Below are 25,954 nucleotides of genomic sequence, written 5' to 3' on the forward strand. Positions count from 1 at the left end.
TGAATCCCGTTAGAAGCAACCCATATTTACAAATCATGCCTAATCCAAACATTTACCAAATAATCGAAGCTAGCTTCTAACGGGATGAAAACAGCAACAAAAATCTACGTATGCATCCTTTGTCTTGTTCTGTGTTTTGGCGCTACCCATAAAGCACTTGCTTTCTTTCAAGAGCAATCCTATAAATCCCTTGCGCCAATCGAGGGAGTAAATTCCCCGGGCGATGCTGTAGTGGGAGGCGTAAATCTTGCCACGTACCTCGGAGACATTTTCAAACTGGGCATCGGGCTTTGCGGAATATTCGCAGTGCTTATGATAGTCGTCGGAGGGCTTGAATATGTGATGACCGATAAAATCGCAAGCAAGGAAGATGCGAAGACAAGGATAACTAATGCCATCATAGGTCTTCTTCTGGCTCTTTCTTCCTATGTCATCCTCTACACAATAAATCCCGCTCTGGTAAGCCTCGATTTTTTGAATTCTACTGGCGGAGGCAATGTTCCGCAAACACTTTCGGTAAATAATAGTGCCCCTGATCAGGTGGCGACAAATCCGGTAGCACCAGCAAGCAAACCTGGGGATACTGTGACCACAAAACCAGAAACACCAGCTGCACCTAAACCACCAGCCAAGCCAAAAGATCCTGAACGAACGAGTGTATTCTGTTTTTACACAGGCAAACAGGTTCGAGGATTTGTCTCATGGATACCGTTAGACTACTACCTAAGCCCCAATAATCCTACGAAAGAATATCGTGTGAATAATGACATTTATTATTTTCAGAATCCGACAAAAACATGCACCCCTCGTTTACCGAAAAGCCAAGCGAAAAGCCAATGCGAAACAACAAGGACGGCGGCTATCGATGCACTTCCGTTCAATTGGGCATTCGTCCAAGCGAGCCAAGATGTTACAGCTTGTTACGACGCAACAAGTGAGTTTTACAACTAAAAACGGTTTTTTGCTGTTAAAAGAAAAATGAACAAAAAAACACTTATTTTAATACTTCTGGCACTCATACTTCTTGTCGGAGGAGTATCGGGATATTATCTTTTTATTAAAAAAACGCAGACTATCACTCCGCCAAATAATCCCGGGCAATTTGCATTTGGAAACCAGGTGAATAATGCGGTTCCTGGTCCGGGGAATACTCCTCTCGCAACCGCGATTATAGATACTTCTGTAAATGAAGCGGCAGAGCAAAATGAAATATCTCTGCAAAAACTTGAGCCGGCATCAATCAACAACTCGGATATCATCATCGCGATGACGGGAGGAGTTGTCTTCGACTCGGGAACTTCAACAGTCGTCCGCTATATGGAACGAGGAACCGGACACATTTTCGAACGCACGTTCTCGAGTTCAACACCTTTAGGGAATGCGACAGAGATTTCAAATACCACTATTCCGAGAGTGCAGGAAACACTCTGGATACCGGGAGGGGACTCTCTTCTCGTCCGCTATGCAAAGACAGATTCTGATGAAATTGATACGTTCTACGGAAAACTCATCATCGCAACATCCTCGGAAAGCGAACCTGGCAGTATTGATGGCAATTTTCTTGACGCAAATATACTTGAGCTCATAACGGGAGGAAAAAACAAAATATTCGGTCTGGAAAATGTAGCGGGACAGGGAATTGGTTTCATTTCCAATCCTGACGGCAAAAAACAAACCACGGTATTCAAATCACCTCTCACAGAATGGATTCCTACGTGGCCAAAAGAAAGCACCGTTACCCTTACTACAAAAGCTTCCTCGCAAGCTTCAGGATTTCTCTTCTTTATAAACACCACGAATGGAAGCCAGAAAAAAATTCTGGGCGGAATCAATGGACTTACCACGCTCACCAATCCGGACGCTTCATATATTCTTTATTCTGAGTCTCAAGGACAAGGGTTTACTTTGAACATATTCAACGTGAAAACGGGTGATACAAACCTTGCCCCAATTCAAACTCTTCCTGAAAAATGTTTATGGAGCCATAAAGACACAGCGAGCGCCTGGTGCCTGGTTCCAAGAACCCGAACTTCCGCAACGTACCCCGATGATTGGTACCAGGGAAAGATTTCTTCTTCGGATAATATCTGGAAAATCAATGTAAAGACAGGAGAATCAGAGCTTCTCGTTTCTGTAGACAACGGCATAACCATTGATGGAATAAATCTATTTACAGACAACACTGAAGATCATCTCTTTTTCACAAACAAAAAAAATGACGTTCTCTGGTCATTTGATTTAAGGTAGGGGATAGGGTGAAGGGTGTAGGGTTGAAAAAGTGAAGAGATTTTGAATTTTATACCCTTACCCCTTTACCCTACACCCTAATCACTTTGCTTTCACATATTTAATAACGACCCTCCGTTCTTTCCCCTCTCCTGTAGATTCAGTCGTAATATCTGAAATATTTGCGAGTGCCTCATGCACCATCATTCTCTCATACGCTGGCATAGGGGAAAGCTCGACTCCTGTCTGGAGTGTGCGCGCCCTATCTACCAATACTTGGATTTTCGCGTACATTTCTCTCACTTTTTGATCCTGGTAGCCGTTTACGTCGAGTGAAAAAGGAATTTTCCCCTCCAGAGGAATCTTTTTTTCGACAATTTTTCTTACAATATGAGCAAAGGCAGAAAATGTCTCTCCATTTTTCCCAATAAGAAGCCGGGCGTCTTTCGTTGAAATCAAGAATTTTGGTTCTTTTTCTAAACCCCCAACTTCAATACGATCGATAGGCAAAGCCATTAGGGACAAAAGTTCTTCTATTACCTTCTTGATATCCTCCGTATGCATGACATTTATTTTTTCTTAATTAAAAGCTCTTGGACAATGCTGAAAAGATTGTTGGTAATCCAGTATAAAGTGACCGCTCCGGAAAACCCATAGGCGAAAATCCCGATCATCGCTGGCAACATATACTTCATCTGGAGGCTCATGCCCTTGGAAAACTCATCCTGAAATGACGCTTTTTTATTTGGATCACTTGGAACTTTAGAAGGAGTAGTGGCAGAAAGTGTGTACTTCGCCTGGAAAAATTGGCTCGCTGCAGCAAGAAGCGCCAAAACGATATTTTTTGTATGAGTAATATCCAAAAACCCTAGAAAATGGAGATTAATTACACTCGGAGTATGTATGAAAGAATAAAGAAGGTTCAGATCTATCATCGCCTTGGAAAGATCTCCTCGAAACACCTGGTAGAGAGCGATAACGATCGGCAATTGGATAAACATAAAAAGAATCCCCGAGAAAGGATTTATTTTGTTCTCCTTGTAGAGGGCGAGAGTTCTTTTCGCCTGCTCGTCTTTATTGTCTTTAAAATCGATCTTAATCTGCTCCATCTGAGGACCAAGCTCCTTCATTTTTCTCTGACTTTCAAGAGATTTCTTAGAAAGGGGATAGAGAACAAACCGGATCAATATGGTAAACAGGATAATAGCAGCGCCGACATCGCCATGCGGAATAAAACCAATTAAAAATACCAATCCATTGTAGAGAGGTCTGTAAAAAACGCCATTGTAGGCGACGGAAAAAAGATGGCCAATAAATGAAAACATAGCGCCATTCTACAGAAAAAGCTTTGTGAATACAAATTAAGCGGTTATAACGGACTTTTCGGGAAATGTTACGGGAGAATCCGGGACTTTTTTAAGAGAGAGAGGGCTTCCTCCTTCAATGCACTGAAGGTTAGCTCCGCACCGCCACTTTTGTAGAAAAAAATGCCGTTCGAATCAGGTCTCGTCTCCTTAAGTACCTCCTGTATGATGCTTAAAAGTCTTCGTTTCAGGAGATTTCTGGCCACCGCTCTCTTGGCAACTTTCTTAGAAACTGACACTGCAAAACGGCTCTTTATTTGTAGAGAAACAGCTAACACTCGTAGGGTGAGGTGAGGGGAGTGGTACCACATACCCCTCTTAAGGACATCGGCAAACATAACTCTCGAAATTCTTTGTTTTCGAGCTAGCATACGGGGAATAGCGTAAAGCGGATAGCGGATAGCGTAAGGGAATACTCCATAAATTTGAATTTTATTTCTAGCCGCTTTACGCTAAACGCTGTCCTTAGACCGAGAGTCTTTTACGACCCTTCTGCATCCTTCTCTTAAGAGTATTTTTACCTCCTTTTGTCTTCTTTCGAGCTAAAAAGCCGTGCGTTCGAGCTCTTTTCTTCTTTTTCGGCTGGTATGTGATTGACATAGTTCCATCACTCTATCACAAAAAAACGATTTCTGGCAAATAAGATGGTATTTTTCACTATCCACATTCTTTCCACAGTCTTTCAACATTTTTAATGACTGTGGACAAGCTTTACTTTTTTCCATTCGGTATATAATGATACTGTTTTTCTTTTTCTATCTTTTCACATCTTAAAAGCATTTTTTTCACTCTATGGACAACAAAAAACTATGGGGGTCTGTCTTAGCTGAACTGGAATTATCCCTTTCCAAGGCAAATTTTCATACTTGGTTCAAAGATACCGCTGTTACTAAGCAAGAAGAGGGAATGGTGTACCTCAATGTCCCGAATGCTTTTGTAAAAGATTGGCTGTATAACAAATATCATAGAGATATCCTGAAAGCTCTCCGAACATACGGAGAAAATGTCCGATCTTTAGAATATGTTGTTTCAAAAGATGAGGGAAGGAAGAAAGAGGGAGAGGCAACTCGGCAAGCTACGCCAATTCAAAGCAACGAGCTTCCTTTGAATGACTACTACATCAACAAAGAAGACAATTTAAATCCAAAATATACTTTTGACGCTTTTGTTGTCGGCCCTTTCAATGATCTTGCATTCGCCGCATCGCAAGCAGTAATAAAAAAACCCGGGACCGCTTACAATCCTCTCTTTGTGTACGGAAATACCGGCCACGGAAAAACACATCTTATCCAAGCCATCGGAAACTCTTTGAAAGGCGGAAACCCGGGAAGAAAAATTTTCTACGTCACTTCCGAAACATTCGCGGTGGATTACATCACTTCAGTTCAAAATAATAAGCCAAACCAATTCAAAGAAAAATATCGAAAATACGACGTGTTAATCATGGATGATATCCAGTTCCTTTCCAAAAAAACCCAGACGCAGGAAGAGTTATTTCACCTTTTCAATGCTTTGTACGAGAACAATAAGCAGATCGTATTTTCATCCGACAAACATCCGAACTACATTCCAGATCTCGAGGAGCGCCTTAAATCGCGCTTCAGCGCAGGAATGATCGTAGAAATCCCTCCGCCTGACTACGAATCCCGAGTAGCAATTTTGAAAGCGAAAGCAAAGCAAAATAATTTTACCCTGTCCGATGAAGCAATCGATTATCTTTCTTCTTCCATTGAAGGGAACATCCGAGAGCTCGAAGGAGTTTTAAACTCAATTATTTGCCAGACACAGCTTAAGAACAGCGAACTCGGGCTCGCTGATATTAAAAATCTCATCAAAAATACTTCGAAACCGAAGAAAAACATTTCTCCGAAAGATATCATTAAAATTATTTCTGACTTCTACAATATTGAAGAGGCGAGTATCTACGAAAAGACTAGAAAGAAGGAGATCGTAAAGCCTCGACAGCTCATCATGTACATCCTCCGGGAAGATTTCAATGTGTCGTATCCATCAATCGGCCAAAAACTTGGCGGGAGAGATCACACAACCGTCATGCACTCTTGTGAAAAAATTAAAAACGACTTAAAAGTCGACCAGCTCCTCGTGCAAGAGTTGAGCAGAATCAGAGCTCTTATTTAGCGAGAGTTTGATTGAGGGAGATGATTTGTGGATAATGTGTGGAAAGAGTGTGGAATTTTCGTGGATTTTATGTGAGCTCATTGTAGAAAAACGGCTCTAAAGAAGGCTAAAAAGTGGATAGCCCCGAAGAACCGTTTTTCGAATCTACAACCTAAAAAACATATACACAGAAAGGGGAAAGAGATAAGCTTAAGAAAGGTTGTTACAGAGCGGTTAAAAATGATATCCACATATACACAAGGTTAATAGTAGTAATAGGTATTTATATAAAGAATAAAAACAAACAATGAAGATAGAGTGTACAAAAGAAAAATTATTCGGAGCTGTATCAAAAGCAGAAAAAATTTCAGGCAAGCATCTTACCCTTCCTGTTTTAAGTTGTATTCTTCTTGAAGCGAAGAAAAATGCTTTATTTGTACGAGCGACAAATTTAGATGTGGGAGTTGAAATATCTTTTCCAGTGAAAGTAGATGAAGAAGGAATTGTCGCAGTTTCTGGTTCGGTACTTTCTGGTTTCCTTTCAAATCTTTATACTGATAAAAATATAAAATTAGAAACAACTAAAGGAAATCTTTCCCTTACCGGCGGGAAAACCTCTATCACCATAAAATCTCTTCCTCATGAAGATTTTCCAACTATCCCCAAGATACAAGATGGAACAGTTTTTCACCTCGAGTCCAATGACCTCTTAAAAGGACTTACCTCTGTTTGGTACGCTTCCGGAACTTCAAGTATGAAGCCAGAACTTTCAAGCGTCTATATGTATGCGGAGAACGATTCTCTTGTTTTTGTTGCTACTGACTCATTCCGCCTTGCAGAAAAGAGAATAAAAACCAAAAAACCGAAAGATTTTTCGCATGTTCTCATCCCATTTAAAAATGTTTTGGAAATTGTGAGAATTTTTGAGGAAGTGAAGGGAGAAATTACTGTGGAAGCAAATAAAAACCAGATTTCGTTCTCTGCAGATGGGATTTATCTTACGTCTCGAGTTGTAGACGGAGTATTTCCTGACTATAAACAGATCATTCCAAAAAAATTCGGAACCGAGGTTATTCTTTTGAAACAAGACTTGGTGAACACCCTGAAAATTTCAAATATATTTTCAGATGCTTTCCGGCAAGTCCACATGAAAGCTGATCCAAAGAAAGAGATTTTTGAAGTGCAGACAAAAAATGCCGACGTTGGAGAAAGCATAAGCTCTCCCGAAGCTGCTCTTACCGGAGAACCTATCGAAATTAATTTTAATTTCAAATACATTATGGATTGTTTCCAGTCCATTGATGCAGACAGTGTTTCTCTCGAGTTTAGCGCGCTTAATCGGCCCATGGTGATGCGAGGCGTGGCTGACAGGTCATTTACCTATCTTGTGATGCCAATGAATAAATAACAGCGTATAGCGTCGAGCGTTTAGGGTGTCGTGAAAATATCCTAACCGCTAACCGCTAACCGCTAACCGCTATGCTTTTCAACATCTCTCAATTTCTGGAGAAATTCAAAGTTGCGGGTCAGAAAAGCGCCCTTACGCGGGAATTGATCGCCAAAGGACTTTCAGAGGGTTTGGGAGTTAGCATTCTTCCCCAAGATTTTAAAATTCAAAACAACGTCGTGGTATTTCTCCATTCCAGCGGGAGTTTGAAGAGTCAGATTTTTATAAAAAAGCAAGAACTTCTTAGAATTTTGCGAGAAAAGTGCAAAGAGGAAGCTCCGCATGATATCCGCTAAGGGATATCATTGAATCATAAAGGAAACCGAAGTTTCCGACTTATTTTGGGCAGCGTCATACGCGACAGCTTTTAAAGTGTTTTCTCCTTTTGCGAATTGAGAATCTTTCGGTACGAACGAGAATGAGTATGGCTCTCCCGTGCTTGATCCGAGATATGTGCCATTCAGAAAGTAATCAATTTTAGAGAGATCGAAATGTCCGGAATGCAATACGCTCACAACTATTCTTTCCCTGGATTGGTGAACGCTTTCTTGTGTTGGACTTGTGATAGTGACCTCTGGAGCGAATCGGGGATTATGGAGCGGGTCAGTATCTGTGGGGATGCTTCCCCCCTCGGCGATACCTTGTCCAGAAACCCATTTCCTTACAGCGTATTCCCAATGTGAAAATTGCGGATCATCGTTCGGATTCGCCGGTCTTCCTCCTGTCGGGTCATCTTTGTCTATCCAATAGAGGATTGAATGGATGTCAGGCACAGCTCGTTCCTCTCGGAGCTCTGGTGGAGTGAAATCCGTCGCGACTTTGCCAGAAATTTTGTCGACAAAATAGGTTTGGCCTCCCTGCCACACCCCTCGCATAGGAGGAGCGAGGTTTGAAAGATCTTCGAACGCTGGTTTTTTGAAATTCTCCACGGGAAGCTGTTTCAAAGCTTCATTCATAAATGCGCTCCACATCGGTGCAACAACAAGTCCCGCCACTTTTTTCTCCATCGGACGATTGTCATTGTTTCCTGCCCATGCTCCCACAACCAAGTGAGGAGTATATCCAACGATCCAAGTATCCCGGTAGTCGTTTGTGGTACCAGTTTTTGCAGCAACATCTCTTCCTTCAAAATAAAGGACAGAATGTCTCCCGTATGTTCCGGATCGGGCGTCATCGTCCGAGAGGATGCTGGATATTTTAAGAGCTGACTGTTCAGGAAGAACCTCAGATGGATGCAATTCCTCTTTTTCCAATGTTTGTCCTGTATGGTCCTTCACCTCAAGAATACTTTGATACGGGTTTCTCACTCCGTTATTTGCAAATACGCCGTAAGCGCTTGTGAGTTCGAGCGGAGACACTTCTGCGCCTCCAAGCACGAGCGTGAGTCCGTAATTGTCAGGATTTGTGAGGCTTGTGATACCGAGGTCTTGAGCGGTTTTAATTGAACTTTTGATTCCTGCCAAATACAACGTCTCAATTGAAGGAATGTTTCTTGATTCGGCAAGCGCTCGGCGCAAACTCAAAGGCCCTTTGAATTGATCATCGTAGTTGGACGGCTTGTAACAAGTCGCATCGGGATGTTTTGGCGTGCCGTCGGGGTTACATTCGCTTGAAAATTCAGTGGGAAGATCGAAGAGGACTGTTTCAGGCTGGTACCCCTCATTAAATGCTGTTGCATAGACGATTGGTTTGAATGCTGAACCGGGCTGGCGCAGTGCCGTAGTGACATTGAAATTACCGTCAATTTTTTTGTCAAAATAATCTCTGGAACCAACCATTGCGAGAATGTCTCCAGTAGTGGGGTCGATGGCTACCATCGCAGCATTTTCTGCGTTAAATTTTTTCTGATTTTCAAGCGCGAATTTTTTTACAATTTCTTCTGCCTTTTGCTGAAGTCCGTAATCAAGCGTAGTAATAACTTTTAATCCGCCTGCCTGAAGAGCTTCAGTGCCATATTTTTTTTCTAGAAGATTGGTAACATATGCGACAAAGTGGGGAGCGCGTATGCCGGTCGGTTCTTGCGGAAGGAATGCTACCACTTCAGCTTTTGCAGCTGAATATTCCTCTTGTGTTATAAATTTATTCTGAAACATTCTATCGAGCACCAAGTTTTTTCTCGCCTCAAGCTGGTCTTTGTTTTTTCCGTAAGGGGAGAAGAAAGTGGGAGCTTTAAGAAGAGAAGCGATATATGCGCTCTCTGCGATAGTAAGTTCTGACGCTTTTTTGCCGTAAAAAGTCTGGCTTGCTTCCTCAATTCCGTAGATGTTGCCCCCGAACGGGCTTTCGTTGAGATATAAGGTGAGAATTGAATCTTTATCCATCATCCGCTCAAGCTTGAGCGCCAAAACCCATTCTTTGATTTTTCTGGTTATAGTGCGCTCGTTTGTGAGGAGGGAATTTTTCACCACTTGCTGAGTAATAGTTGAACCGCCTTGGCTCAACTGCAATGACATGATATTTACAATAAAAGCCCGAAGTATCGCTGTCGGCTTGATGCCGTGGTGCTCGTAAAACTCAGCGTCCTCAATGGCCACCACCGCTTTTTTTATGTTTTGCGACATTTCACTCGAGGGGATACTGTCTCTTTTCACACCCTGGTGGATGTCATAGAGGAGCACTTTACCGGTTCGGTCGTATATTTTTGTGGATTGGCTTACGGTACGGGTTTCAAAAGTGTTGAGATTCGGCATTTCCAAGGTGGAAATCCAAATAATAAAAGCTCCGCTTCCAAGGAAGAAGAGAGCGAGACAGATAAGAAGGGCTTGAGGAAACCACTTCTTTTTTATGAGTCGCAGGATTTTTTTCTTAATCTGCATAGAAGCTATAATAGCACAGAGTGGGCCTGTACCAGAGAGTCCAAATATATGCTAAATTGTTGGGTATGACACTAGAGAAAAAAGACGAGATTGATAATCTCCTCAATCACGGAATTGAACAGATCTATCCTACTCGCGACTTTCTTAAGGCAAAACTTGAGAGAGGTGAAAAGCTCTCCCTCTACCTCGGTATTGACCCTACAGGGCCATCTCTTCATATCGGCCATGCTATTGTCCTTAAAAAACTGCGCGATTTCCAAAGATTTGGCGTCAAAATAATTCTTCTTATCGGAGATTTTACTGGGATGATTGGTGATCCGACTGATAAGACTGCTGTCCGCAAAACCCAAACAAAGGAAGAAGTGCTTGCCAATGCCAAGCTCTATAAGAAACAAGCCTCGCTCTTTTTGCAATTTAGCGGAGCGAACAAGGCGGAGCTCAAATATAATTCAAAATGGCTCTCCAAAATGTCGTTTGAAGATGTGGTGCATCTCGCTTCGCATTTTACAGTACAACAGATGCTTGAACGAGATATGTTCCAAAAAAGATTTTCTGAACAGAAGCCGATTCACCTTCACGAATTTCTCTATCCTTTGATGCAAGGATACGACTCTGTAGCGCTCGATGTTGATGGAGAGATCGGCGGGAACGATCAGACATTCAATATGCTTGCTGGCCGTACGCTCATGAAACAGCTCAAGGGAAAAGAAAAATTTGTGATCACCATGAAGCTCCTCGCAGATTCAGGCGGACTTAAGATGGGGAAGACGACCAATAATGCCGTTTCTCTCGCTGATTCCCCAAACGAGATGTTTGGAAAGGTGATGAGTTGGTCTGACGGGATGATTTTGTCCGGATTCGAGCTCTGTACGGACGTCTCTTCTCTTGAAATTGAAAATATTAAAAATGATTTAAAAAACGGCACTAATCCAAAAGATATTAAAGTCCGATTGGCGAAAGAAGTCGTTGCCCTTTATCACAGCTCAAGAGATGCAGACGAGGCTGAGAAAAATTTTACTGAAACTTTTTCAAGAAAAGGAATATCTGACGATGCGGAAGTTTTTTCCGCCGCATCAGGAGAAAAAATTATTGATGTCATCGTCAGAGCAAAATTAGTTGCCTCAAAAACAGAAGCTCGCCGTCTTTTCGACGAAGGGGCGGTATCTGAAATAGGAGGAGAGAAGATCACTGACCAAGCGTTCGGAGTTACCAAGGATATAAATGTAAAAGTGGGCAAGCATAGATTTCTTAAGATCAAAGTTTCATAAAAAAGAAAAATCCCGCAAATGCGGGATTTTTCTTTTGAGAAAAAAGTATTCTATTCTGCGTCGTCCATGAGATCGGCATCGAGGACGTCTTCATCATCTTCTTCACCCTCTTCCAGATCCTTATCCTCGTCCACATCTTCCTCTTCTTCGTCATCCTCTAACTCGTCATCATCTTTTCTTGGCATAATGATTGTGTGGAGAATAGTATCCTCCAGCAAGTTCATTAAAAATTGTTAAAAACGACTTTTTCTCTAAGTTTTTTGAGTAAAAAACTTCTAGACGCCCTATTTGTACCAGATTGTATTTTTTTTGCAACTAGTTATTCTTTTAAATCTCTGTGGAAAAGTATTTTTCTTGAAAATCGCTGATTTAAGGCCTATAAACGGCAAAAAAGGTGAGTCCAACAGCGATAGCATCATACTCATCATCGTGCTTTATTTCTTCTTTTATTTCGAGAAGTTTGGGGAGCATTTGAATAATTTGACGCTTGTCCGCGCGTCCTGATCCTGTCGTCGCTACTTTAATTTCGGGAGGTGTGAATTCGCGAATCTCAAGGTTATTTTTCGCTGCGATCTGCAAGATTGCTCCATAGCTTTCAGACACAAGCATCGCCGTTTTTTGATTTTTATTGAAAAAAAGTTTTTCAATAGCGAAAAATTCAGGCTTGTATTCCTTTATGATTTTTTCTATTTCCTCTCCGATTTGGCGAAGCCGTTCGGGGAAGGGGAATGCCGCTTTAGTTTGGAAACATTCTGAAAAAAGAAGTTTTTCTTTTCCGCGATTTTCTTTTTCGATAATAGCAATGCCAAGGCGTTCGTACCCAGGATCAATAGCGAGAACCTTCATAATTTTTATTCAGCGTTTGTGAAGACTTCCTGCACCTCATCATTTTCTTCAAGTTCGTCCACCAGTTTTTCAAGTGTAGCGATATCAACATCTTCAAGGGGAACAGTTGTCTGTGCTTCCCATCCTGTGCCGACTTTTTTGAATGCCCACGTTGCTGCGCCGATGCCGGCAAGCGATGCCCCGTATTTAGAAAGAATAAATTTTATTTCTTGCGCCGCCTTGTTTCTATTATCGGTAAGCGCTTCAATGATTATCGCGCATCCGCCCGGCCCGTATGATTCATACGTGATCGAATCCATAGCTGCGCTTTTATCAGTCGAAGCTTTCTTCAAAGCCCGATCAATAGTGTCGTTCGGCATATTTGCCGCTTTCGCTCTATCAATAACAGCCTTTAAAGACGGAGAATTCAAATTTCCCCCTGCCTTTTTGGCTTCAATAACAAGCAAGCGGCCGAATTTTGAAAACATTTTGCTCTTTTTTGCATCTGAAACACCTTTCTGTCTCTTGATCTGGCTCCATTTGTTATGACCTGACATATATATTCATTATTATAATAATTTGTTTTGCAAATGCGAGGGTGCGTCTATATTTAAATGTCCGTAGGCTTTGATTGTTGCGGTTCTTCCACGAGGAGTTCTTTCAAGAAAGCCGAGTTGAATTAAATATGGTTCGTTGAATTCTTCGATAGTCGCTTCTTCTTCGGAGAGCGCTGCCGATAGCGTGCCAAGTCCCACTGGTCCGCCGGAGAATTTGTTGATAAGGACATCGATGAGGCTTCTATCCGACGCGAGAAGTCCTCGTTCGTCTACGCCAAGAAGTGAGAGCGCCTCCATGACAGTATTTTTATCGAGCGCTTTTTTCCCAACCTGGGCAAAATCTCGGCATCGTTTCAGAAGATAGTTCGCAGTTCGCGGAGTGAACCGGCTTCGTTTCGCGATTTCTTTTATGCCGTCTTCATGAATTTCGACACCGAGAATTTTTGCAGAGCGTTTCAGAATTTCCCCGATTTCTTTTTCCGTATAAAACTCAAGGCGGAAAATTCCTCCTGAAAAACGGGAGCGCAAGGGCGATGAGAGAAGTGCGACGCGAGTAGTGGCCGCAATGAGCGTAAATGGAGGCAGATCAAGCTGAATTGTGCGTGCTGAAGGGCCTTTGCCGATAATAATATCGAGCGAGCCCGCCTCCATTGCGGGGTAAAGCATTTCTTCGACGGTCTTATTGAGCCGGTGGATCTCATCTATGAAGAGAATGTCTCCGGGAGAGAGGTTGGTGAGAATCGAAGCAAGGTCGCCTACTTTTTCGATTGCTGGGCCAGAGGTAATTTTCATCTGGGCAGAGATTTCTTTCGCGATGAGGTGCGCAAGCGTCGTTTTCCCAAGTCCCGGGGGTCCGTAAAAGAGGATATGCTCCGGCGGGTGCTTCCTTTCGGCCGCGGCAGAGAGGAGAACCTGCAAATTATCCTTAATATTTTTCTGTCCTATGTATTCTTGCCAGCGGGAAGGCCGAAGCGTCTGGTCCAGAAAGCCACTTTCTTCTTTTATTTCGCCTTTTTCATTTTTTTTCTGTTCTTTTTTCATTCCTTATCAATAGTGTACCACAGAGTATGAGGCATTGACATTAAAACTAATTCATGCTAGTATGGTGCCAGTTCCGAAAAAAAGATTTTGTTTGAAAAGCCAGTCAAAAACTCAACTTTAGGCTCGTATCGAGTGCATAAATCTCTAAGCAATTAAACCTCACCGTTTATTAGTATCCTTCGAGGACTTTCTGGTCTGAACTTCGGTTCATCTCTGGGAAAATCCTTAGAGGGTATATTTAACTTTTTATAGCTTGCTATAAAAAGAATTGCTTGGAGATTTCTGAATTCGATCTCTTTCTTCTGTTTTCAATACTACTCCTCTTTTTTCATTCTTCCATATTTACAACCCGGAATTTCAATGTCTGGTTGTGTGACAAAAAATCTTCACATGCATGTGAAGATTTTTTGTCAAGAAACCATTTTTATTTCAATCACCCTCTGTAATTCAGGAAGGGAAGTTACTCCTTGGAGTACTTTTATCACCCCATCCTGCTCCAAAGTGAGAAGTCCTTGCGGAGCTGCCGCAGCGCGGATCTCCCGTTCGCTTGGATTTTCTTCCACCACTTTCTCGATTGCCTGATCAGTAAGGATTGCCTCGTAAATTCCGATTCGTCCTTTATATCCGGTTCCGTTGCATTTTTCACAGCCTACCGCTTCCCAAATTGTTTTCGCTTCAATTTTATTTTCAGCCGAGACGATGGTCGAAAGAATGTATTTGATAAGTTTTTCGGTTTCGCCTTCAAGCGGGATTTCTTTTTTGCAATTTTGACAGAGCGTTCGCACAAGTCTTTGGGCTAGAGCAATGTTGATCGCTGAAGTGAGAATTTTTGGATTCACGCCGAGGTCTATGAGGCGGGGGAAAGAGCCCGCAGCATCGTTGGTGTGAAGTGTCGAGAAGACGAGGTGTCCCGTGAGAGCGGAATTGATAGCAATCTCTGCAGTTTCTGAATCTCGAATTTCACCGACCATGATGACGTCGGGGTCTTGTCGCAGTGCGGAGCGAAGTCCTGTGAGGAAGGTGTATCCTTTTTCCGCGTCAGTCTGTGTCTGCACGATTCCGGGCAAGTGATATTCAATCGGATCTTCGATGGTGATGATCTTGATTTCCGGACTGTGAATTTTTTTCAGGAATGAATACAAAGTCGTCGTCTTTCCGGAACCAGTAGGCCCAGTGGTGAGGATCATTCCGTTCGGCTTGGAAATTTCATGTTCGAGTAGTTTCAAAAGTTTCGGCTGAATGCCAAGCTCTTCCATCGGGACATTGATGGTTTTCGGATTCAAAATACGAAGCACGATTGATTCGCTGTACGCTCCGGGCAAGATCGAGGTTCGGATCTCAATATTCTGGGTATCAATATGAACGCTGAATCGTCCGTCTTGCGCATTCGCTTTAATATTGAGTTTCAATCCCGAAAGAAGCTTTACTCGAGAGAGAAGCAGGGAATAGGTGTCGCGATCAAAGGTGAGAATGTCGAGGAGTACGCCGTCGAGTCGGTAGCGAAGGCGCACGTATCCCTCTTCAGGTTCGATATGGATATCGGATGCAGAAGTTGCGAGCGCTCCGGCAACGATGATCTCGAGAATTTTTGAAATTCGGTAGCCTTTTTTCTGCACCAACACATCTTCGATGAGTTTTTTGACGTCTCCGATCGTCTTTACATTTTTAAGAATTGCCGCGATCTCCTCATTTGAGATATCAAGCGCTCCCGCTTTTGTTTCGTAGGCGAAAGAAATGTCTTTGTAGCGCGACCATGCTTTTTCTAGGCTCGCGTTCGAAACAAGAAATAAGGTGCATTCATATCCGCGGGTTTTGAGCTCCCGTAGCGTTTCAATCGTTTTTTCATTTTGAGGAGCTTGGACGGCAACTTGAAGTTTTTTCCCCACCATATTGAAGATCGCCACCTTTGCTTCATGAGCTTTTTCTTCCGGCACGATTCCAAGAGCATCGGTATTGATGGAAATTGTGGAAAGATCGAGGTAACCCATTTCATATTTTTCAGAAAGTTCCTGAGCGAGTTCTTCCTCCTCGAGTTTATAGAGTTCTTTAACTTTCTTTTTTTGCTTGTCGTCGTCGAATTCAACCATCGTAGCTATTAGTGTAGCCTTTTTTTATCTTTCTACAAAGATATTTTCTTGCTTGACTTTTTTCACATTAATGATATAAACATAAAAGGCAAAAGAGTAACAAGGCGAGAATCCGTGCGGATTCCCTTGATTTTTTTCAACAAATCAACTTCGGAGGAGTTATGGCTCACGGTGGTGACAGTCACAAATCCTCCGGAGGCGGAGGCGGAGGAGGCGGAGGGAAAGGAACTCCGGGTATGGGACTTTTCCTTCTTCCAATTTTCCTTTCCATTGTCGGTATCGGCAAGGGAATTGGCTTCGTGAAGGGAGCCTTTCACCGAGCTCCCATTGTCCAGACCGAAATTCAGGAAGAAGAAGGGGAAGTGGAGGTTGTCACCGAGGGTGAGGACACTGCTCTACCAACCGAGAATGAGCAAGGTGTCTTAACTGAGGAGAATACCTACGTAGCTCCCCCTGTTCAGAAGAACCCCACCATCTGGATGGTTCCCAAAATTCCAAAAGTAAGGGCAGATAATGTTGATGAAGTGAACCGGCTCTCTATTCAGAAGATGAGAGCGCTTCGCAACACAAAATAGGCCCAAAAGGAGCGTTTCGCTCCTTTTTTACTGCTCCGAAGTTCCATTTTTAATAATTAAGCGAGGCTATTGACTTTTTCATACGAAGTGCTATAATGGTAACGGGAAAACAGATCGAGGAATCCTTGGAGGCAATTTCGCCACGAGGGCAACTCTTCGAACATTTACAGGGAGGTGTACGATGACGGTTCAACAGCGGTCAGCAAAGAAGGCGCGTTTGGAGCATTTGAAGTCGCGTCTCAGCGATTCCCAGCGTAAATACGCTGATGCTCTGCAAATGGGCGACCATGTCGAGATGCGCAAGGCGGAGGCGGAGATCGAGTCCGCCAGCAATGAAATCACAGGGCTGAAGGTCATTCTCCAGCCCGCGTGGTGGCGCTGGACGAAGGTCGCAGCGCTCGTCGTGCTCGGCTTGGCCATCGCATACTTCTTCCGCAACAGTCTCTTCTCGGCCTCAACGGCGAAGGTGGCTGTCGTCAAATTGGAACCGGCGCCTGCCGCTCTGACGGCTGGCGACAAGACGGCTCCGAAGGGCGATGCGCCGAAGGACGAAGTTGTGGCGAAGGACGACAAGGGCAAGGGCGACGGCAAGGATGCGACTGACAAGCCGAAAACGGACGAACCGAAAGGTGAGACCGCGACGGCCAAGGACGCAGTCAAGCTCACGCCCGCGACCGCGTCGGACGACGGGAAGACGACTACCATCGACCTCGATGCCCCCGGCAAACCGCCGGAAAACATCGTTGTTGATGGTGCGGATACCAGCAAGGACCGCAAGGTTTCGCTCGTGAACGGCAAAGTGATCGTCGTGGTCGCGGGCGACCCGGCCAAGAATCAGGCCGCAGTCAATGGTGAGACGCTTCGGCGGATCGCCTTGACCGATGAAGCCTTGGTCAAAGCCAATCGCAACGCGTCTCGCTGGCGGGCAACAGCCGGCAACGTAAAAGCGATGAACGCTGAATCCGAAAGGATGATGCGCGTACTTCTCGAGGTGCACGATCCGCTGTTCGAACGTGAGAACAAGCTGGTCAAGGATCTCGAGTGCCCGATCGTTGTGACCGAAAAGGACACGAGCGGCGAGAATACGCTGACCCTTCCTGAAACTGGCAAGCCGTAAAAAGCCGGCCGGTAGTACAGTACAAGTTGAACAAAGAGGAATAAAGAATGGGAGCACAATCTGGTGCTCCTTTTTTCGTATCTTTCGTCACTTTCGTCTCCTACCCCCGTCTTCTTATGCGGGCACTAGAGGCACTTGACAAAGCAGTGCTTTGTGTGCTATCATTATAGCCAGAAGGACCTTGTGATGTAGAGTAGAAGTGGAAGTTCAACCGTCAATCATGTCGCTCTGAAGCGGCAAACTTTGGGAGGATTTGAGGATGAAAAGCATCGTTTTCGTACTGTTCGTGTTCGTGCTCTCGGCCAGTGTGGTCGCGGGCGAAGAAGGTCAGGTTCCCACGACCGTTAATGTTTCGGTCACGGGTGACCCCCTGAAGAACCAGGAGTTGGTGAATGCGGAGGCAACGAAACGCCTCGCTGAAACTGACGAAGCGCTGGTCAAACAGCGTATCAACGCGCAGAACTGGCGCGCGGCTTACCAAGGGAAGGGGAAGAAGACGGAAGACGTTCCCGTTCAAAAAAACGGCGAATGTGGTCCGTGCCCGCATCCGGGGTATGTAAAATTCCAGCGACCCGAAGATGGAAGCTGGGGCTGGCAACGGCCCAAGTGTCCTGGAACTCCCGGAGTGGACTGGGTCTGGTACGAGTCAAAGGAAAACTGGATTGGTACCTGGACGATGAAAAGTTCAGATATGGTTCAGGATTCCAAGAGCGGGAAGTGGCACGCGGCGCCGCAGCATAAAGCAGCGGCACCACATGCAGAACACCACGAGGAACACCACGTTGCGAGTGGCTTACCGCCGCTCGAACCGGGCCGCTTCTACGGCACGACCTGCGGTCATTGTGGACAAGTAGTAGAAGTGGGAAAACAGTGCGGGTGTCACAACACTCGCACAGCAGTACGTCCGGTGGTGAAGGAGACTGTCATTGTCTACCGCGACCGCAATGTCTGTCCCCATGAAGGATGGGGCTGGATCGAGCATAAGGGTTGCTGGGAAGCACCACCCCATCCTGGGCATTATTACCATACTGGGAATAGGCGCTGGGAACAGCCGCCTCGTCCGTACGGTAATAACTGGGAGTGGAATCCCAGGGGTTGGTGGCAGAGTCCAGACACCTCAAGGTGGGGAGTTGGATTCGGCTTCCAGTATGGAGGAGGAGGGCACCACTAGTCACAAGACATTGAACAAAGAGGCGAAATGAGGCGAGGAGAACACAGCTAGTGCAGTGTTCTCCTCTTTTGTTACCTGGGTTTTTGTGTTGATGATGATGGGGTGGTAGAGTAGACTTTGAATATGAAAAAAGTGAGCAAGAGTTTGGAAGAAACAGAAAAAATTTCGAAGGATTTTGTATCGAAGCTACCAGCTACGAGCAACAAGCTAAAAGCTACCCTCGTCGGTCTGCATGGGGATTTGGGCGCGGGCAAAACCACCTTCATGAAAGGTATAGCAAAAGCTTTTGGAATAGAGGAAGATATAACCAGCCCTACGTTTATTATTGAAAAACTTTTCAAATTGAAAGCTAGAGAGTTTGATCATCTCATTCATATTGATGCGTATCGCCTCGAGAGCTCGCGTGAACTTTTGAATTTGGGCTGGAAAGAAATTTCTGAAAATCCAAAGAATATTATTTTCATCGAATGGCCGGAAAAAGTCTCAGATATTCTGCCCAAAGAAATGCAGCATATTTATTTTAAACACGTAGACGAAACGACCCGAGAAATTTCTTTTGAATAATACGATGCCGAAAAAAACCGAGAAAATAAAAAAAGAGGAGACGAAAAGTACGCCTGAAAATGGCGGAAAGAAAAAACTCGCCCTATTGGATATGCACGCGATTATTCATCGCGCGTATCACGCACTTCCTGATTTTGCCACACGTGATGGCGTGCCTACTGGGGCTCTATATGGTCTTATTACCATGCTTCTCAAGCTTATTGGAGATATTAAGCCTGACTATATTATCGCTTGCTACGACTTGCCACAGGCCACCTATCGCCATGAGCTGTACGAGGACTACAAAGCTGGGCGGGCGAAAACGGATGAGGCGCTGGTTTCGCAGATTAAAAAATCTCGCGATGTGTTAAAGGTATTTGGCATTCCCTTTTTTGAAGTGGGAGGATTTGAAGCGGACGATCTTTTGGGGACGATTGTAGAAAAAGTGAAGGATGATAAAAATATTTCGGTTGTCATCTGCTCGGGTGATATGGATACGCTCCAGCTTGTCGATGATAAAAAAGTGCAGGTCTACACTTTGAAAAAAGGCATCAAAGACACGATTATTTATGACGAGGACATGGTGCGGGAGCGGTTCGGATTTGGGCCGAAGCTTTTGCCTGATTACAAAGGCTTTCGAGGCGATCCATCAGACAATATTATTGGTATCAAAGGCATCGGAGACAAAACTGCTTCGATTCTCATTCAGAAATTCGGTTCAGTAGAGGAAATTTATAAAGCATTAAAGAAAAATAAGAAGCAGTTTATTGAAGCTGGTCTTACGGAAAGGATTGTAGCTTTGCTTTCAGAACACGAAGAAGAGGCTATTTTCTCAAAGATGCTCGCTCTTATTCGCCGGGATGCTCCGATGGATTTCAAATTGCCCGCAAAACATTGGAAAGAGAATGTGGATTTTGACGCACTCAAAAAACTTTTCCAAGAATTGGAATTTCGAACACTTGGCGCGCGAGTAGACGAGTTGGTAAATGGAAAGCCAACCCAGGGAGCGTTTCTTTCTTCGCCGACTGTACAAGAAAATGTCGCACCGCAACAGCTCAAAAAAGTATCTGTTGCCCTCTGGCTTTTGGATTCAAATATTACCAACCCGTCTCTCAAGGATGTCTTGGAATGGAGCGGAAAGAACACATTTGCGGAAGCACAGGATGTCATAATGAGCGAACTCAAAAAGCAAAATTTAGAAAATGTATACAAAGATATCGAGTTTCCGCTCATTCGCATCACCGAAAAAATGAAGGAGAGAGGAGTAAAAATCGATGCGAAATATTTGGCAGAACTTTCAAAGGAGTATCACAAAAAACTTTCAGCCCTCGAGGCGAAAATTTGGAAACATGCGGGGCAGGAATTTAATATTAATTCTCCCAAACAGCTCGGTGAAATTCTTTTCGACAAAATGGGATTGGCTCCCAAAAATCAGAAAAAGACCGCGGGAGGCGCAAAATCTACGAAAGAATCCGAGCTCGAGAAGATGAAAGACCTTCATCCGATTGTTTCTGAAATTTTGAATTATCGCGAACTTCAGAAGCTTCTCTCTACCTATATAGACACCATTCCGACGCTCATTTCAGACGACGGACGGCTTCATGCTGAATTTATTCAAGCAGGTTCGACCACGGGGAGAATGGCATCAGCAAATCCGAATATGCAGAATATTCCGATAAAAAGCGAGCTTGGACGAGTAATTCGAAATGCGTTTGTGGCAGAGAAAGGATTCTCTCTTGTGGAGCTCGACTACTCGCAGATGGAGCTTCGTGTCTCCGCGTTTTTGTCAAAAGATAAAAGAATGATAGAGATTTTCAAAAATAATCGAGATATTCACAATGAAGTGGCGGCCGCTGTATTTGGTGTTTCCGCGGACAAAGTGGATTATGAAATGCGCCGAAAAGCGAAAGTCATTAATTTCGGTATTATCTACGGAATGGGAGTGAATGCGCTTAAGGCGACGACGGGTTCGACGCGCGAAGAGGCGCAGAAGTTTTACGAAGAATATTTCAAGAATTTTTCCGGACTTGCGGAATATCTCGAAAATGTGAAAAAAGAAGCCACTGCAAAAGGCTACACAGAAACTTTTTTCGGACGTCGAAGATTGTTTCCAGATCTTCGCTCAAGACTGCCATTTATAAAAGCGATGGCAGAAAGAATGGCCATCAATGCACCGATCCAGGGAACTTCGGCTGATATTGTAAAACTCGCGATGGGCAATGTCGATAAATATATTGAGAAAAATAATTTAGGCAAAGATGTCTATCTGCTTCTCCAAATTCATGACTCGCTCATGTATGAAATCAGAACTGACTTGGTGAAAAAAGTGTTGCCAGAAATTCAAAAGATCATGGAAAATGTCATTCCCCCAGAAAAAATATTTGGAATTGTGTGCAAGACTAAGGCTTCGGTAGGGGAAAACTGGTCAGAAATGGAGGAGATACGATAATCTGATATAATTATTTATATGATTACCTCTTATCTCATACCTTTCTTATATCTCCTGTTTTTTGCTCTTTTGGCTTATTTCTTTAGATCAAAGTCAAAATTGGCGCTTGCTTCACTCATATTAAGTGTTATTTTTTTCCTTTCTCAAGGAGCTCTCTTAGGCGAAACTTCTATAGTAATGAGGCCTCCAACATTGGCTGGAGCAATATTTTTTCTTTGTCTTACAATAATCGTTTGGTTAGCTTCTCTGATCTGTGGAATCGCTTCCCTTGTTGCAATAAAAAGAAATCCCTCTTTGGGGGGAAAAGGACTTGCAATTACAGGTATTGTTTTTGCATCTTTCGTCGCCTTTCTTGACGTGATGATTAGTCTTGTGGCAAGTACGGGTTTCTAATTTTTTTCTTTAAAAACTTCGAGCTTAACGTTTTCATCTCCAGAAGAGGTACTGAATGATGAACGTAAGAGTGCAGAGAATAATTCCCGTCAGTAAAACATTTCGAGCTGCTTTGAACAGTGCCCGTTTGGGACGGTAATAATATCTCGCCACGTTGTATGTTTCGAGTGCATATTCAGAAAATGCTTTGTCGAGATCAAGCATCCGCTCTTTCAAGACTTTTTCATATTTTTCTCCAGAAGAGAAACTGGCAATCTCCTTGTTGTAGATAATGCTTTCTTTTTGCCCTTTCTTTCGGCTTTTTTTCGGCGGATGGATCGCGTAGAGTCCAATAATGGCGGATATCCCGCTGAAGAAACTCAAGATAAGAAAGAAAATAAAATTTTTGTTTGAAAAGATGATACTGGCTGAAAAGACGAAGAGAGCAGAGCTTACTCCGATGAGGATGTTTGTTTGGGTGTCGAGATGCTGTACCATAGCTCGCGAGCCGGCAAGAATATCCGTCATAAGAGCGATAACCTTGTCTCTGCCAACCCATGCTTCATTTTTATTATCTGAAAGAGGTGACTCGTCCATAGTTCTATTATAGTCTGTCAGAGATTTTTTTACACTAGATGCTCGGTGCTGTAGCGACGCAAAAAATTTAATTGACAAAATTATAAAATAATGCCAGTCTGGGGTAGTGTAGTTTTTCTTTGGCAATTGGAAGCGGAGGTCGCATGGATTACGAAATTCGTGAAATGCAACTGGAGCATTTCCCAGCGGTTCTCGACATTCTGAAGAAGCGTGGTCTTTGGGCGAAATGGTTTACGGAAACCAAGTTTCAGCAAACCCTGAAGATGAAAAACGGCTTCTATCTCGTCGCTGTTCGGGACGAGAGAGTCCTCTCCGTTGTGTTCTGTGACTTTTTTGTTTTGAGATCGCAGGGATTTATTTATAAGTATGCCACTCACCCTGAATACGAGGGAAGAGGAATTGGCGGCACTCTTATAAATGAAATCATACGCAGAGCTCAAGCGGCGGGTCTTCGAAAGCTGAGCGCTGTGGTGAAGAAAAGTAATGCAAGGTCTCAGGCAAGTTTTCGCAGTCGGAATTTTAAAGATAAGAAGCCTCTCGGGGAAGAAGAGGAGCGTCTCGTTCTTCGGCTCCCGGGGTAAGCGTTTGCTCTTCAGGTAGTTCTTTAGGGAACTGCCTGTTTTTGTTATAGTTATCATATGTTCTACCTTTTCTACGGTACGGATAGGGATGCTTCACGAGCAAAAAGAAACGCGACGCTTTTGGGAGCCCAGAAGAAGCGCCCTGATGCGGAGGTTTTTTCAATGGATGGGGAAGATTTTTCCGCTTCCAAACTTCAGGAGTTCATCGGCTCCGCAGGGCTTTTTGAAAAGAAATTTATTGTTTGTGTGGATAGGATTGCGGAAAATAAAGAGTTTTTGGAAATCTTGGTAGAAAAATTGCCGGAGATGAAAGAAACAGAAAATTTGTTTTTAATTCTTGAAGGGAAACTTGATGCAAAAACACTGGAGAAATATAAAAAATATGCTTTCAAGATTGACCAATTTGAAGAAAAAAAGTTTGAAAAACCAAAATTCAATGTCTTCGCTTTGAGCGATGCGTTCGGCCGTCGTGATGCGAAAGGTCTTTGGGCCCTTTATCTCAAAGCTTTAGAAGAAGAATCTGCCCCAGAAGCGATCGCAGGCATGCTTTTCTGGAAGATAAAGACACTTGTTCTTTCAGGAAGCAATCGCTATTCGCAAGCAGAGCTTGAAAAATATTCTTCGGATCTTGTTTCTCTCTACCATGATTCTCATCGGGGAATTCATGAGTTTGAGATTGCTTTAGAGAGGTTTGTTTTGGGGGTGTAAAAAGCGGGGAATCGACCCTTACAGGGTCAGTACCCCGATTGGATTTTTTCTCCGAAAAAATGCTCAATCGGGTTTCGATCCCTGACGCAAGCAAAATTGTTTGCTTGCTCTGGGCGCACAACAAAAAATCCGCTTTCGCGGAAATTTTTTGTTGTGCGCCCAGCAGGGATCGAACCTGCGACCTTCTCCTTAAAAGGGAGCTGCTCTACCAGCTGAGCTATGGGCGCATTTGAAAATACCAGCAAAATATAACAGAGAAAACGATATTTGAAAAGACTTTGGATTTAACGTATGCTTCCGAAATATGAAGAAAGAAATAGTTGTAATCCTTCACAACATCCGAAGCGAGCAAAACGTCGGCTCGATTTTTCGCACCTCGGATGCTGCGGGGGTCTCAAAAATATATTTGACTGGTTATACTCCTGCTCCTCTCGACAAATTTGGACGAAAGGCAAAGGGGATTGCAAAAACTGCGCTCGGTGCCGAGGAATTTATTGCTTGGGAAAAGTTAAAAACTCCCGCATCTCTCTTTTCTAAACTTAAAAAATCAGGATTCAAAATCCTAGCTATTGAACAGGATAAAAAAGCAGTGGATTATAAAAAAATAAAAATCGGCTTGAAAACAGCTTTTGTTTTCGGAAATGAGGTTGAGGGAATTTCAAAATCGCTTTTACAAAAAGTAGATGAGATTGCTTTTATTCCGATGAAAGGTAGAAAAGAATCGCTGAACGTTTCAGTATCAGCGGGGATCGCTCTTTTTAGAATTTTAGGTATCTGACAACGTCTAAGCGAGGAATAGTTTTTAGAAACCCGCGCACGCCAGGCTGGCATGGTCTTTGTGGTGTAATTTTTGCTTTGGGCAAAAACTATACCACAAAGCAGCCGGCGCCCAGCACAAGGAAAAACCGCCGCTGGCGGTTTTTCTGGGTTTCTCAAAAACTGTTCCGAGCTACTTTTACTGCACAATATAGATCGTGCTCGTTGCTTCAGTAGATGTGGCTGTGGTTCCCGCGCGACTCGCTTTAAAACGATCATACCCACCGCTTGCATACCAAATAACTCCAAGACCAATAACAATAAGCACTAAATATTTTAGGTCTTCGATCGCGTCTGGAGCTCCTTCTTCGTGTGCCATATGTTTCTATTTTACTCTTTCTATTTCATCATTACCACTTTTTCTGGTGTACAGAGCAGAAATGGGCGCTTCTTCCGCCGATTTTAAGGCGTTTTATAATTCCTTTGCATCCGTATTTACTACACTTTTTTCCAGTGAGGCGATAAGCATGATGCTCTGCCTGGAATCTCCCTCTTTCGCCGAAAAGATTTCGATAATCAGACATGGAATCCCCGCCGAAGTCGATTCCTTTGAGAAGCAATTCTTTCATTGAGGTATACATAAGGCGCGATTCTTTGACAGGAATTTTGAGAACTTTTGTCTCTGGGTGAATTCCAGAAGCCCAAAGTATTTCATCTGAATAGATGTTTCCGATTCCAGCGACAAGCGTTTGATCCATGAGCGCTTGTTTTATTTTTGCATTTGGGCGCATCATGAGCCGGGTTTGGAATTTTTCCAAAGAGAACTTTGTATCGAGTGGTTCTGGACCGAGATGCGCCAAATCAGGATGGTGGGGAAGTTTCTCTTCCTCTGTGAGGCAGACTTTCGCGAATTTTCTCATGTCAGAAAGTGCGAGCTGTTTGCCGTTTGAAAGCGAGAAGACCAGGTGAATGAATTTATTGAATGGATCTTGGAGAGGTCCCTTTTCGTCAGCAACCCATGTTTTTTGTTTCCGCGAAAATTTTCCGTAGAGAAGATGTCCTGTCATTTTCATGTGGACGAGAATAACGAGATTTCCGCTTAAATGAATCAAGACATTTTTTCCCCGTCGAGCGCCTCCAAGGATTTTTTTTCCAACGATTTCATTCCGGAATGTCTTAAAATAAACAGGATTTTTGATGTTTCCTTTTCCGGAATGGAATGAGGAATTGTAATCAGTCCACGCGTCGGTAATGTTGAGACCGCGAAGCGTCGTGTCTACTCCATGTGCAGTTGTTTGGACTTCGGGGAGTTCAGGCATGTTAGTATATATAGCAC

28 protein-coding genes and 1 tRNA gene are annotated in these 25,954 nt (G+C 43.6%); 15 read left to right on the forward strand and 14 right to left on the reverse strand.

The genetic code is table 11. From position 1 onward, the window contains the following. Positions 1 to 84 precede the first annotated feature (84 nt). The gene (locus PHS53_01600) at positions 85 to 951 is read left to right on the forward strand and encodes a pilin (GenBank protein ID MDD5356824.1); all 867 of its coding nucleotides are present in this window, start codon (positions 85 to 87) and stop codon (positions 949 to 951) included. Positions 952 to 978: 27 nt separating this feature from the next. Continuing rightward, the gene (locus tag PHS53_01605; GenBank protein ID MDD5356825.1) at positions 979 to 2,247 is read left to right on the forward strand and encodes a hypothetical protein; all 1,269 of its coding nucleotides are present in this window, start codon (positions 979 to 981) and stop codon (positions 2,245 to 2,247) included. Between the two features lie 81 nt (positions 2,248 to 2,328). On the opposite strand, the gene PHS53_01610 is transcribed toward PHS53_01605, so the two are convergent. The 4 genes from PHS53_01610 to rpmH form a co-directional block, all read right to left on the reverse strand. Next, complete coding sequence (locus PHS53_01610) at positions 2,329 to 2,790, reverse strand: hypothetical protein (GenBank protein ID MDD5356826.1); 462 nt, start codon at positions 2,788 to 2,790, stop codon at positions 2,329 to 2,331. A gap of 5 nt (positions 2,791 to 2,795) precedes the next feature. Continuing rightward, on the reverse strand, positions 2,796 to 3,551 hold the full coding sequence (locus tag PHS53_01615; GenBank protein ID MDD5356827.1) for a YidC/Oxa1 family membrane protein insertase: 756 nt from the start codon (positions 3,549 to 3,551) through the stop codon (positions 2,796 to 2,798). Between the two features lie 68 nt (positions 3,552 to 3,619). Next, a complete protein-coding gene (rnpA, locus tag PHS53_01620; protein ID MDD5356828.1) occupies positions 3,620 to 3,928 on the reverse strand; it encodes a ribonuclease P protein component in 309 nt (102 codons plus the stop codon). Between the two features lie 127 nt (positions 3,929 to 4,055). Continuing rightward, entirely contained in the window at positions 4,056 to 4,190 is a 135-nt protein-coding gene (rpmH, locus tag PHS53_01625) for a 50S ribosomal protein L34 (protein MDD5356829.1), read from the reverse strand. 192 nt (positions 4,191 to 4,382) lie between these two features. Between rpmH and dnaA the strand changes: the two genes are divergently transcribed. The 3 genes from dnaA to PHS53_01640 all read left to right on the forward strand — a co-directional run bounded on the left by dnaA (position 4,383) and on the right by PHS53_01640 (position 7,451). Further along, positions 4,383 to 5,729: a chromosomal replication initiator protein DnaA gene (dnaA, locus tag PHS53_01630; protein MDD5356830.1), complete on the forward strand. Its 1,347-nt coding sequence runs from the start codon at positions 4,383 to 4,385 to the stop codon at positions 5,727 to 5,729. 286 nt (positions 5,730 to 6,015) lie between these two features. Then, positions 6,016 to 7,116: a DNA polymerase III subunit beta gene (gene dnaN / locus PHS53_01635; protein MDD5356831.1), complete on the forward strand. Its 1,101-nt coding sequence runs from the start codon at positions 6,016 to 6,018 to the stop codon at positions 7,114 to 7,116. Positions 7,117 to 7,187: 71 nt separating this feature from the next. Then, positions 7,188 to 7,451: a hypothetical protein gene (locus PHS53_01640; GenBank protein ID MDD5356832.1), complete on the forward strand. Its 264-nt coding sequence runs from the start codon at positions 7,188 to 7,190 to the stop codon at positions 7,449 to 7,451. A gap of 6 nt (positions 7,452 to 7,457) precedes the next feature. Here PHS53_01640 and PHS53_01645 read toward each other — a convergent pair whose 3' ends face one another. Continuing rightward, on the reverse strand, positions 7,458 to 9,971 hold the full coding sequence (locus PHS53_01645) for a PBP1A family penicillin-binding protein (protein ID MDD5356833.1): 2,514 nt from the start codon (positions 9,969 to 9,971) through the stop codon (positions 7,458 to 7,460). A gap of 65 nt (positions 9,972 to 10,036) precedes the next feature. Between PHS53_01645 and tyrS the strand changes: the two genes are divergently transcribed. Next, complete coding sequence (gene tyrS, locus PHS53_01650; protein MDD5356834.1) at positions 10,037 to 11,239, forward strand: tyrosine--tRNA ligase; 1,203 nt, start codon at positions 10,037 to 10,039, stop codon at positions 11,237 to 11,239. Between the two features lie 50 nt (positions 11,240 to 11,289). Here tyrS and PHS53_01655 read toward each other — a convergent pair whose 3' ends face one another. From PHS53_01655 to PHS53_01675, 5 genes are all read right to left on the reverse strand, one after another. Next, positions 11,290 to 11,463 (reverse strand): hypothetical protein, encoded by a 174-nt coding sequence (locus PHS53_01655; protein MDD5356835.1) that lies wholly within the window; start codon positions 11,461 to 11,463, stop codon positions 11,290 to 11,292. 145 nt (positions 11,464 to 11,608) lie between these two features. Beyond that, entirely contained in the window at positions 11,609 to 12,085 is a 477-nt protein-coding gene (locus PHS53_01660) for a crossover junction endodeoxyribonuclease RuvC (GenBank protein ID MDD5356836.1), read from the reverse strand. Between the two features lie 5 nt (positions 12,086 to 12,090). Next, entirely contained in the window at positions 12,091 to 12,621 is a 531-nt protein-coding gene (locus tag PHS53_01665; GenBank protein MDD5356837.1) for a YebC/PmpR family DNA-binding transcriptional regulator, read from the reverse strand. 12 nt (positions 12,622 to 12,633) lie between these two features. Continuing rightward, positions 12,634 to 13,662, reverse strand: coding sequence for a Holliday junction branch migration DNA helicase RuvB (ruvB, locus tag PHS53_01670; protein ID MDD5356838.1), 1,029 nt, complete (start codon positions 13,660 to 13,662; stop codon positions 12,634 to 12,636). Positions 13,663 to 14,072: 410 nt separating this feature from the next. Further along, positions 14,073 to 15,749, reverse strand: a complete 1,677-nt coding sequence (locus PHS53_01675; GenBank protein MDD5356839.1) for a GspE/PulE family protein — start codon at positions 15,747 to 15,749, stop codon at positions 14,073 to 14,075. 161 nt (positions 15,750 to 15,910) lie between these two features. On the opposite strand from PHS53_01675, the gene PHS53_01680 reads away from it, so the two are divergent. The 6 genes from PHS53_01680 to PHS53_01705 all read left to right on the forward strand — a co-directional run bounded on the left by PHS53_01680 (position 15,911) and on the right by PHS53_01705 (position 21,997). Beyond that, positions 15,911 to 16,324, forward strand: coding sequence for a hypothetical protein (locus tag PHS53_01680; protein MDD5356840.1), 414 nt, complete (start codon positions 15,911 to 15,913; stop codon positions 16,322 to 16,324). Positions 16,325 to 16,505: 181 nt separating this feature from the next. Continuing rightward, the gene (locus PHS53_01685; protein MDD5356841.1) at positions 16,506 to 17,441 is read left to right on the forward strand and encodes a hypothetical protein; all 936 of its coding nucleotides are present in this window, start codon (positions 16,506 to 16,508) and stop codon (positions 17,439 to 17,441) included. Between the two features lie 286 nt (positions 17,442 to 17,727). Then, the gene (locus tag PHS53_01690) at positions 17,728 to 18,612 is read left to right on the forward strand and encodes a hypothetical protein (protein ID MDD5356842.1); all 885 of its coding nucleotides are present in this window, start codon (positions 17,728 to 17,730) and stop codon (positions 18,610 to 18,612) included. 123 nt (positions 18,613 to 18,735) lie between these two features. Further along, complete coding sequence (gene tsaE, locus PHS53_01695; protein MDD5356843.1) at positions 18,736 to 19,176, forward strand: tRNA (adenosine(37)-N6)-threonylcarbamoyltransferase complex ATPase subunit type 1 TsaE; 441 nt, start codon at positions 18,736 to 18,738, stop codon at positions 19,174 to 19,176. Between the two features lie 4 nt (positions 19,177 to 19,180). After that, positions 19,181 to 21,604 carry a DNA polymerase gene (locus PHS53_01700; protein MDD5356844.1) on the forward strand — a complete coding sequence of 808 codons (2,424 nt, stop codon included), beginning with the start codon at positions 19,181 to 19,183 and terminating at the stop codon, positions 21,602 to 21,604. Positions 21,605 to 21,622: 18 nt separating this feature from the next. Next, complete coding sequence (locus PHS53_01705; GenBank protein ID MDD5356845.1) at positions 21,623 to 21,997, forward strand: hypothetical protein; 375 nt, start codon at positions 21,623 to 21,625, stop codon at positions 21,995 to 21,997. A gap of 33 nt (positions 21,998 to 22,030) precedes the next feature. Here PHS53_01705 and PHS53_01710 read toward each other — a convergent pair whose 3' ends face one another. Next, positions 22,031 to 22,573, reverse strand: coding sequence for a hypothetical protein (locus PHS53_01710; GenBank protein MDD5356846.1), 543 nt, complete (start codon positions 22,571 to 22,573; stop codon positions 22,031 to 22,033). A 143-nt stretch (positions 22,574 to 22,716) separates the two neighbouring features. On the opposite strand from PHS53_01710, the gene PHS53_01715 reads away from it, so the two are divergent. Both PHS53_01715 and PHS53_01720 read left to right on the forward strand, forming a co-directional pair. After that, positions 22,717 to 23,154, forward strand: a complete 438-nt coding sequence (locus PHS53_01715; GenBank protein MDD5356847.1) for a GNAT family N-acetyltransferase — start codon at positions 22,717 to 22,719, stop codon at positions 23,152 to 23,154. A 57-nt stretch (positions 23,155 to 23,211) separates the two neighbouring features. Continuing rightward, positions 23,212 to 23,862: a hypothetical protein gene (locus PHS53_01720; GenBank protein ID MDD5356848.1), complete on the forward strand. Its 651-nt coding sequence runs from the start codon at positions 23,212 to 23,214 to the stop codon at positions 23,860 to 23,862. Positions 23,863 to 24,016: 154 nt separating this feature from the next. Here the strand turns inward: PHS53_01720 and PHS53_01725 are convergent. Further along, positions 24,017 to 24,089, reverse strand: a tRNA-Lys gene (locus PHS53_01725). Positions 24,090 to 24,166: 77 nt separating this feature from the next. Here PHS53_01725 and PHS53_01730 point away from each other — a divergent pair. Further along, positions 24,167 to 24,640, forward strand: coding sequence for a TrmH family RNA methyltransferase (locus PHS53_01730; GenBank protein MDD5356849.1), 474 nt, complete (start codon positions 24,167 to 24,169; stop codon positions 24,638 to 24,640). Between the two features lie 177 nt (positions 24,641 to 24,817). Here PHS53_01730 and PHS53_01735 read toward each other — a convergent pair whose 3' ends face one another. Together PHS53_01735 and mutM are read right to left on the reverse strand one after the other, a co-directional pair. Beyond that, positions 24,818 to 24,997, reverse strand: a complete 180-nt coding sequence (locus PHS53_01735; GenBank protein MDD5356850.1) for a hypothetical protein — start codon at positions 24,995 to 24,997, stop codon at positions 24,818 to 24,820. A gap of 31 nt (positions 24,998 to 25,028) precedes the next feature. Next, positions 25,029 to 25,937 (reverse strand): bifunctional DNA-formamidopyrimidine glycosylase/DNA-(apurinic or apyrimidinic site) lyase, encoded by a 909-nt coding sequence (mutM, locus tag PHS53_01740; GenBank protein ID MDD5356851.1) that lies wholly within the window; start codon positions 25,935 to 25,937, stop codon positions 25,029 to 25,031. Positions 25,938 to 25,954: the final 17 nt, after the last annotated feature.

It is taken from the genome of Candidatus Paceibacterota bacterium (assembly GCA_028714635.1).
Classification (GTDB): domain Bacteria; phylum Patescibacteriota; class Minisyncoccia; order Phycocordibacterales; family JAQTLZ01; genus JAQTLZ01.

Bases quoted from the DNA above. Each gene is read 5' to 3' on its own strand.
- PHS53_01655 (MDD5356835.1), bottom strand. From the start codon at position 11,463: ATGAACTTGCTGGAGGATACTATTCTCCACACAATCATTATGCCAAGA.
- ruvB (MDD5356838.1), bottom strand. From the start codon at position 13,662: ATGAAAAAAGAACAGAAAAAAAATGAAAAAGGCGAAATAAAAGAAGAA.
- tyrS (MDD5356834.1), top strand. From the start codon at position 10,037: ATGACACTAGAGAAAAAAGACGAGATTGATAATCTCCTCAATCACGGA.
- tsaE (MDD5356843.1), top strand. From the start codon at position 18,736: ATGAAAAAAGTGAGCAAGAGTTTGGAAGAAACAGAAAAAATTTCGAAG.
- PHS53_01710 (MDD5356846.1), bottom strand. From the start codon at position 22,573: ATGGACGAGTCACCTCTTTCAGATAATAAAAATGAAGCATGGGTTGGC.
- PHS53_01610 (MDD5356826.1), bottom strand. From the start codon at position 2,790: ATGCATACGGAGGATATCAAGAAGGTAATAGAAGAACTTTTGTCCCTA.
- PHS53_01700 (MDD5356844.1), top strand. From the start codon at position 19,181: ATGCCGAAAAAAACCGAGAAAATAAAAAAAGAGGAGACGAAAAGTACG.
- PHS53_01685 (MDD5356841.1), top strand. From the start codon at position 16,506: ATGACGGTTCAACAGCGGTCAGCAAAGAAGGCGCGTTTGGAGCATTTG.
- PHS53_01615 (MDD5356827.1), bottom strand. From the start codon at position 3,551: ATGTTTTCATTTATTGGCCATCTTTTTTCCGTCGCCTACAATGGCGTT.
- PHS53_01720 (MDD5356848.1), top strand. From the start codon at position 23,212: ATGTTCTACCTTTTCTACGGTACGGATAGGGATGCTTCACGAGCAAAA.
- PHS53_01735 (MDD5356850.1), bottom strand. From the start codon at position 24,997: ATGGCACACGAAGAAGGAGCTCCAGACGCGATCGAAGACCTAAAATAT.
- rpmH (MDD5356829.1), bottom strand. From the start codon at position 4,190: ATGTCAATCACATACCAGCCGAAAAAGAAGAAAAGAGCTCGAACGCAC.
- PHS53_01715 (MDD5356847.1), top strand. From the start codon at position 22,717: ATGGATTACGAAATTCGTGAAATGCAACTGGAGCATTTCCCAGCGGTT.
- PHS53_01640 (MDD5356832.1), top strand. From the start codon at position 7,188: ATGCTTTTCAACATCTCTCAATTTCTGGAGAAATTCAAAGTTGCGGGT.
- PHS53_01665 (MDD5356837.1), bottom strand. From the start codon at position 12,621: ATGTCAGGTCATAACAAATGGAGCCAGATCAAGAGACAGAAAGGTGTT.
- dnaN (MDD5356831.1), top strand. From the start codon at position 6,016: ATGAAGATAGAGTGTACAAAAGAAAAATTATTCGGAGCTGTATCAAAA.
- PHS53_01645 (MDD5356833.1), bottom strand. From the start codon at position 9,971: ATGCAGATTAAGAAAAAAATCCTGCGACTCATAAAAAAGAAGTGGTTT.
- PHS53_01600 (MDD5356824.1), top strand. From the start codon at position 85: ATGAAAACAGCAACAAAAATCTACGTATGCATCCTTTGTCTTGTTCTG.
- PHS53_01730 (MDD5356849.1), top strand. From the start codon at position 24,167: ATGAAGAAAGAAATAGTTGTAATCCTTCACAACATCCGAAGCGAGCAA.
- PHS53_01605 (MDD5356825.1), top strand. From the start codon at position 979: ATGAACAAAAAAACACTTATTTTAATACTTCTGGCACTCATACTTCTT.
- rnpA (MDD5356828.1), bottom strand. From the start codon at position 3,928: ATGTTTGCCGATGTCCTTAAGAGGGGTATGTGGTACCACTCCCCTCAC.
- PHS53_01660 (MDD5356836.1), bottom strand. From the start codon at position 12,085: ATGAAGGTTCTCGCTATTGATCCTGGGTACGAACGCCTTGGCATTGCT.
- mutM (MDD5356851.1), bottom strand. From the start codon at position 25,937: ATGCCTGAACTCCCCGAAGTCCAAACAACTGCACATGGAGTAGACACG.
- PHS53_01680 (MDD5356840.1), top strand. From the start codon at position 15,911: ATGGCTCACGGTGGTGACAGTCACAAATCCTCCGGAGGCGGAGGCGGA.
- PHS53_01705 (MDD5356845.1), top strand. From the start codon at position 21,623: ATGATTACCTCTTATCTCATACCTTTCTTATATCTCCTGTTTTTTGCT.
- PHS53_01675 (MDD5356839.1), bottom strand. From the start codon at position 15,749: ATGGTTGAATTCGACGACGACAAGCAAAAAAAGAAAGTTAAAGAACTC.
- dnaA (MDD5356830.1), top strand. From the start codon at position 4,383: ATGGACAACAAAAAACTATGGGGGTCTGTCTTAGCTGAACTGGAATTA.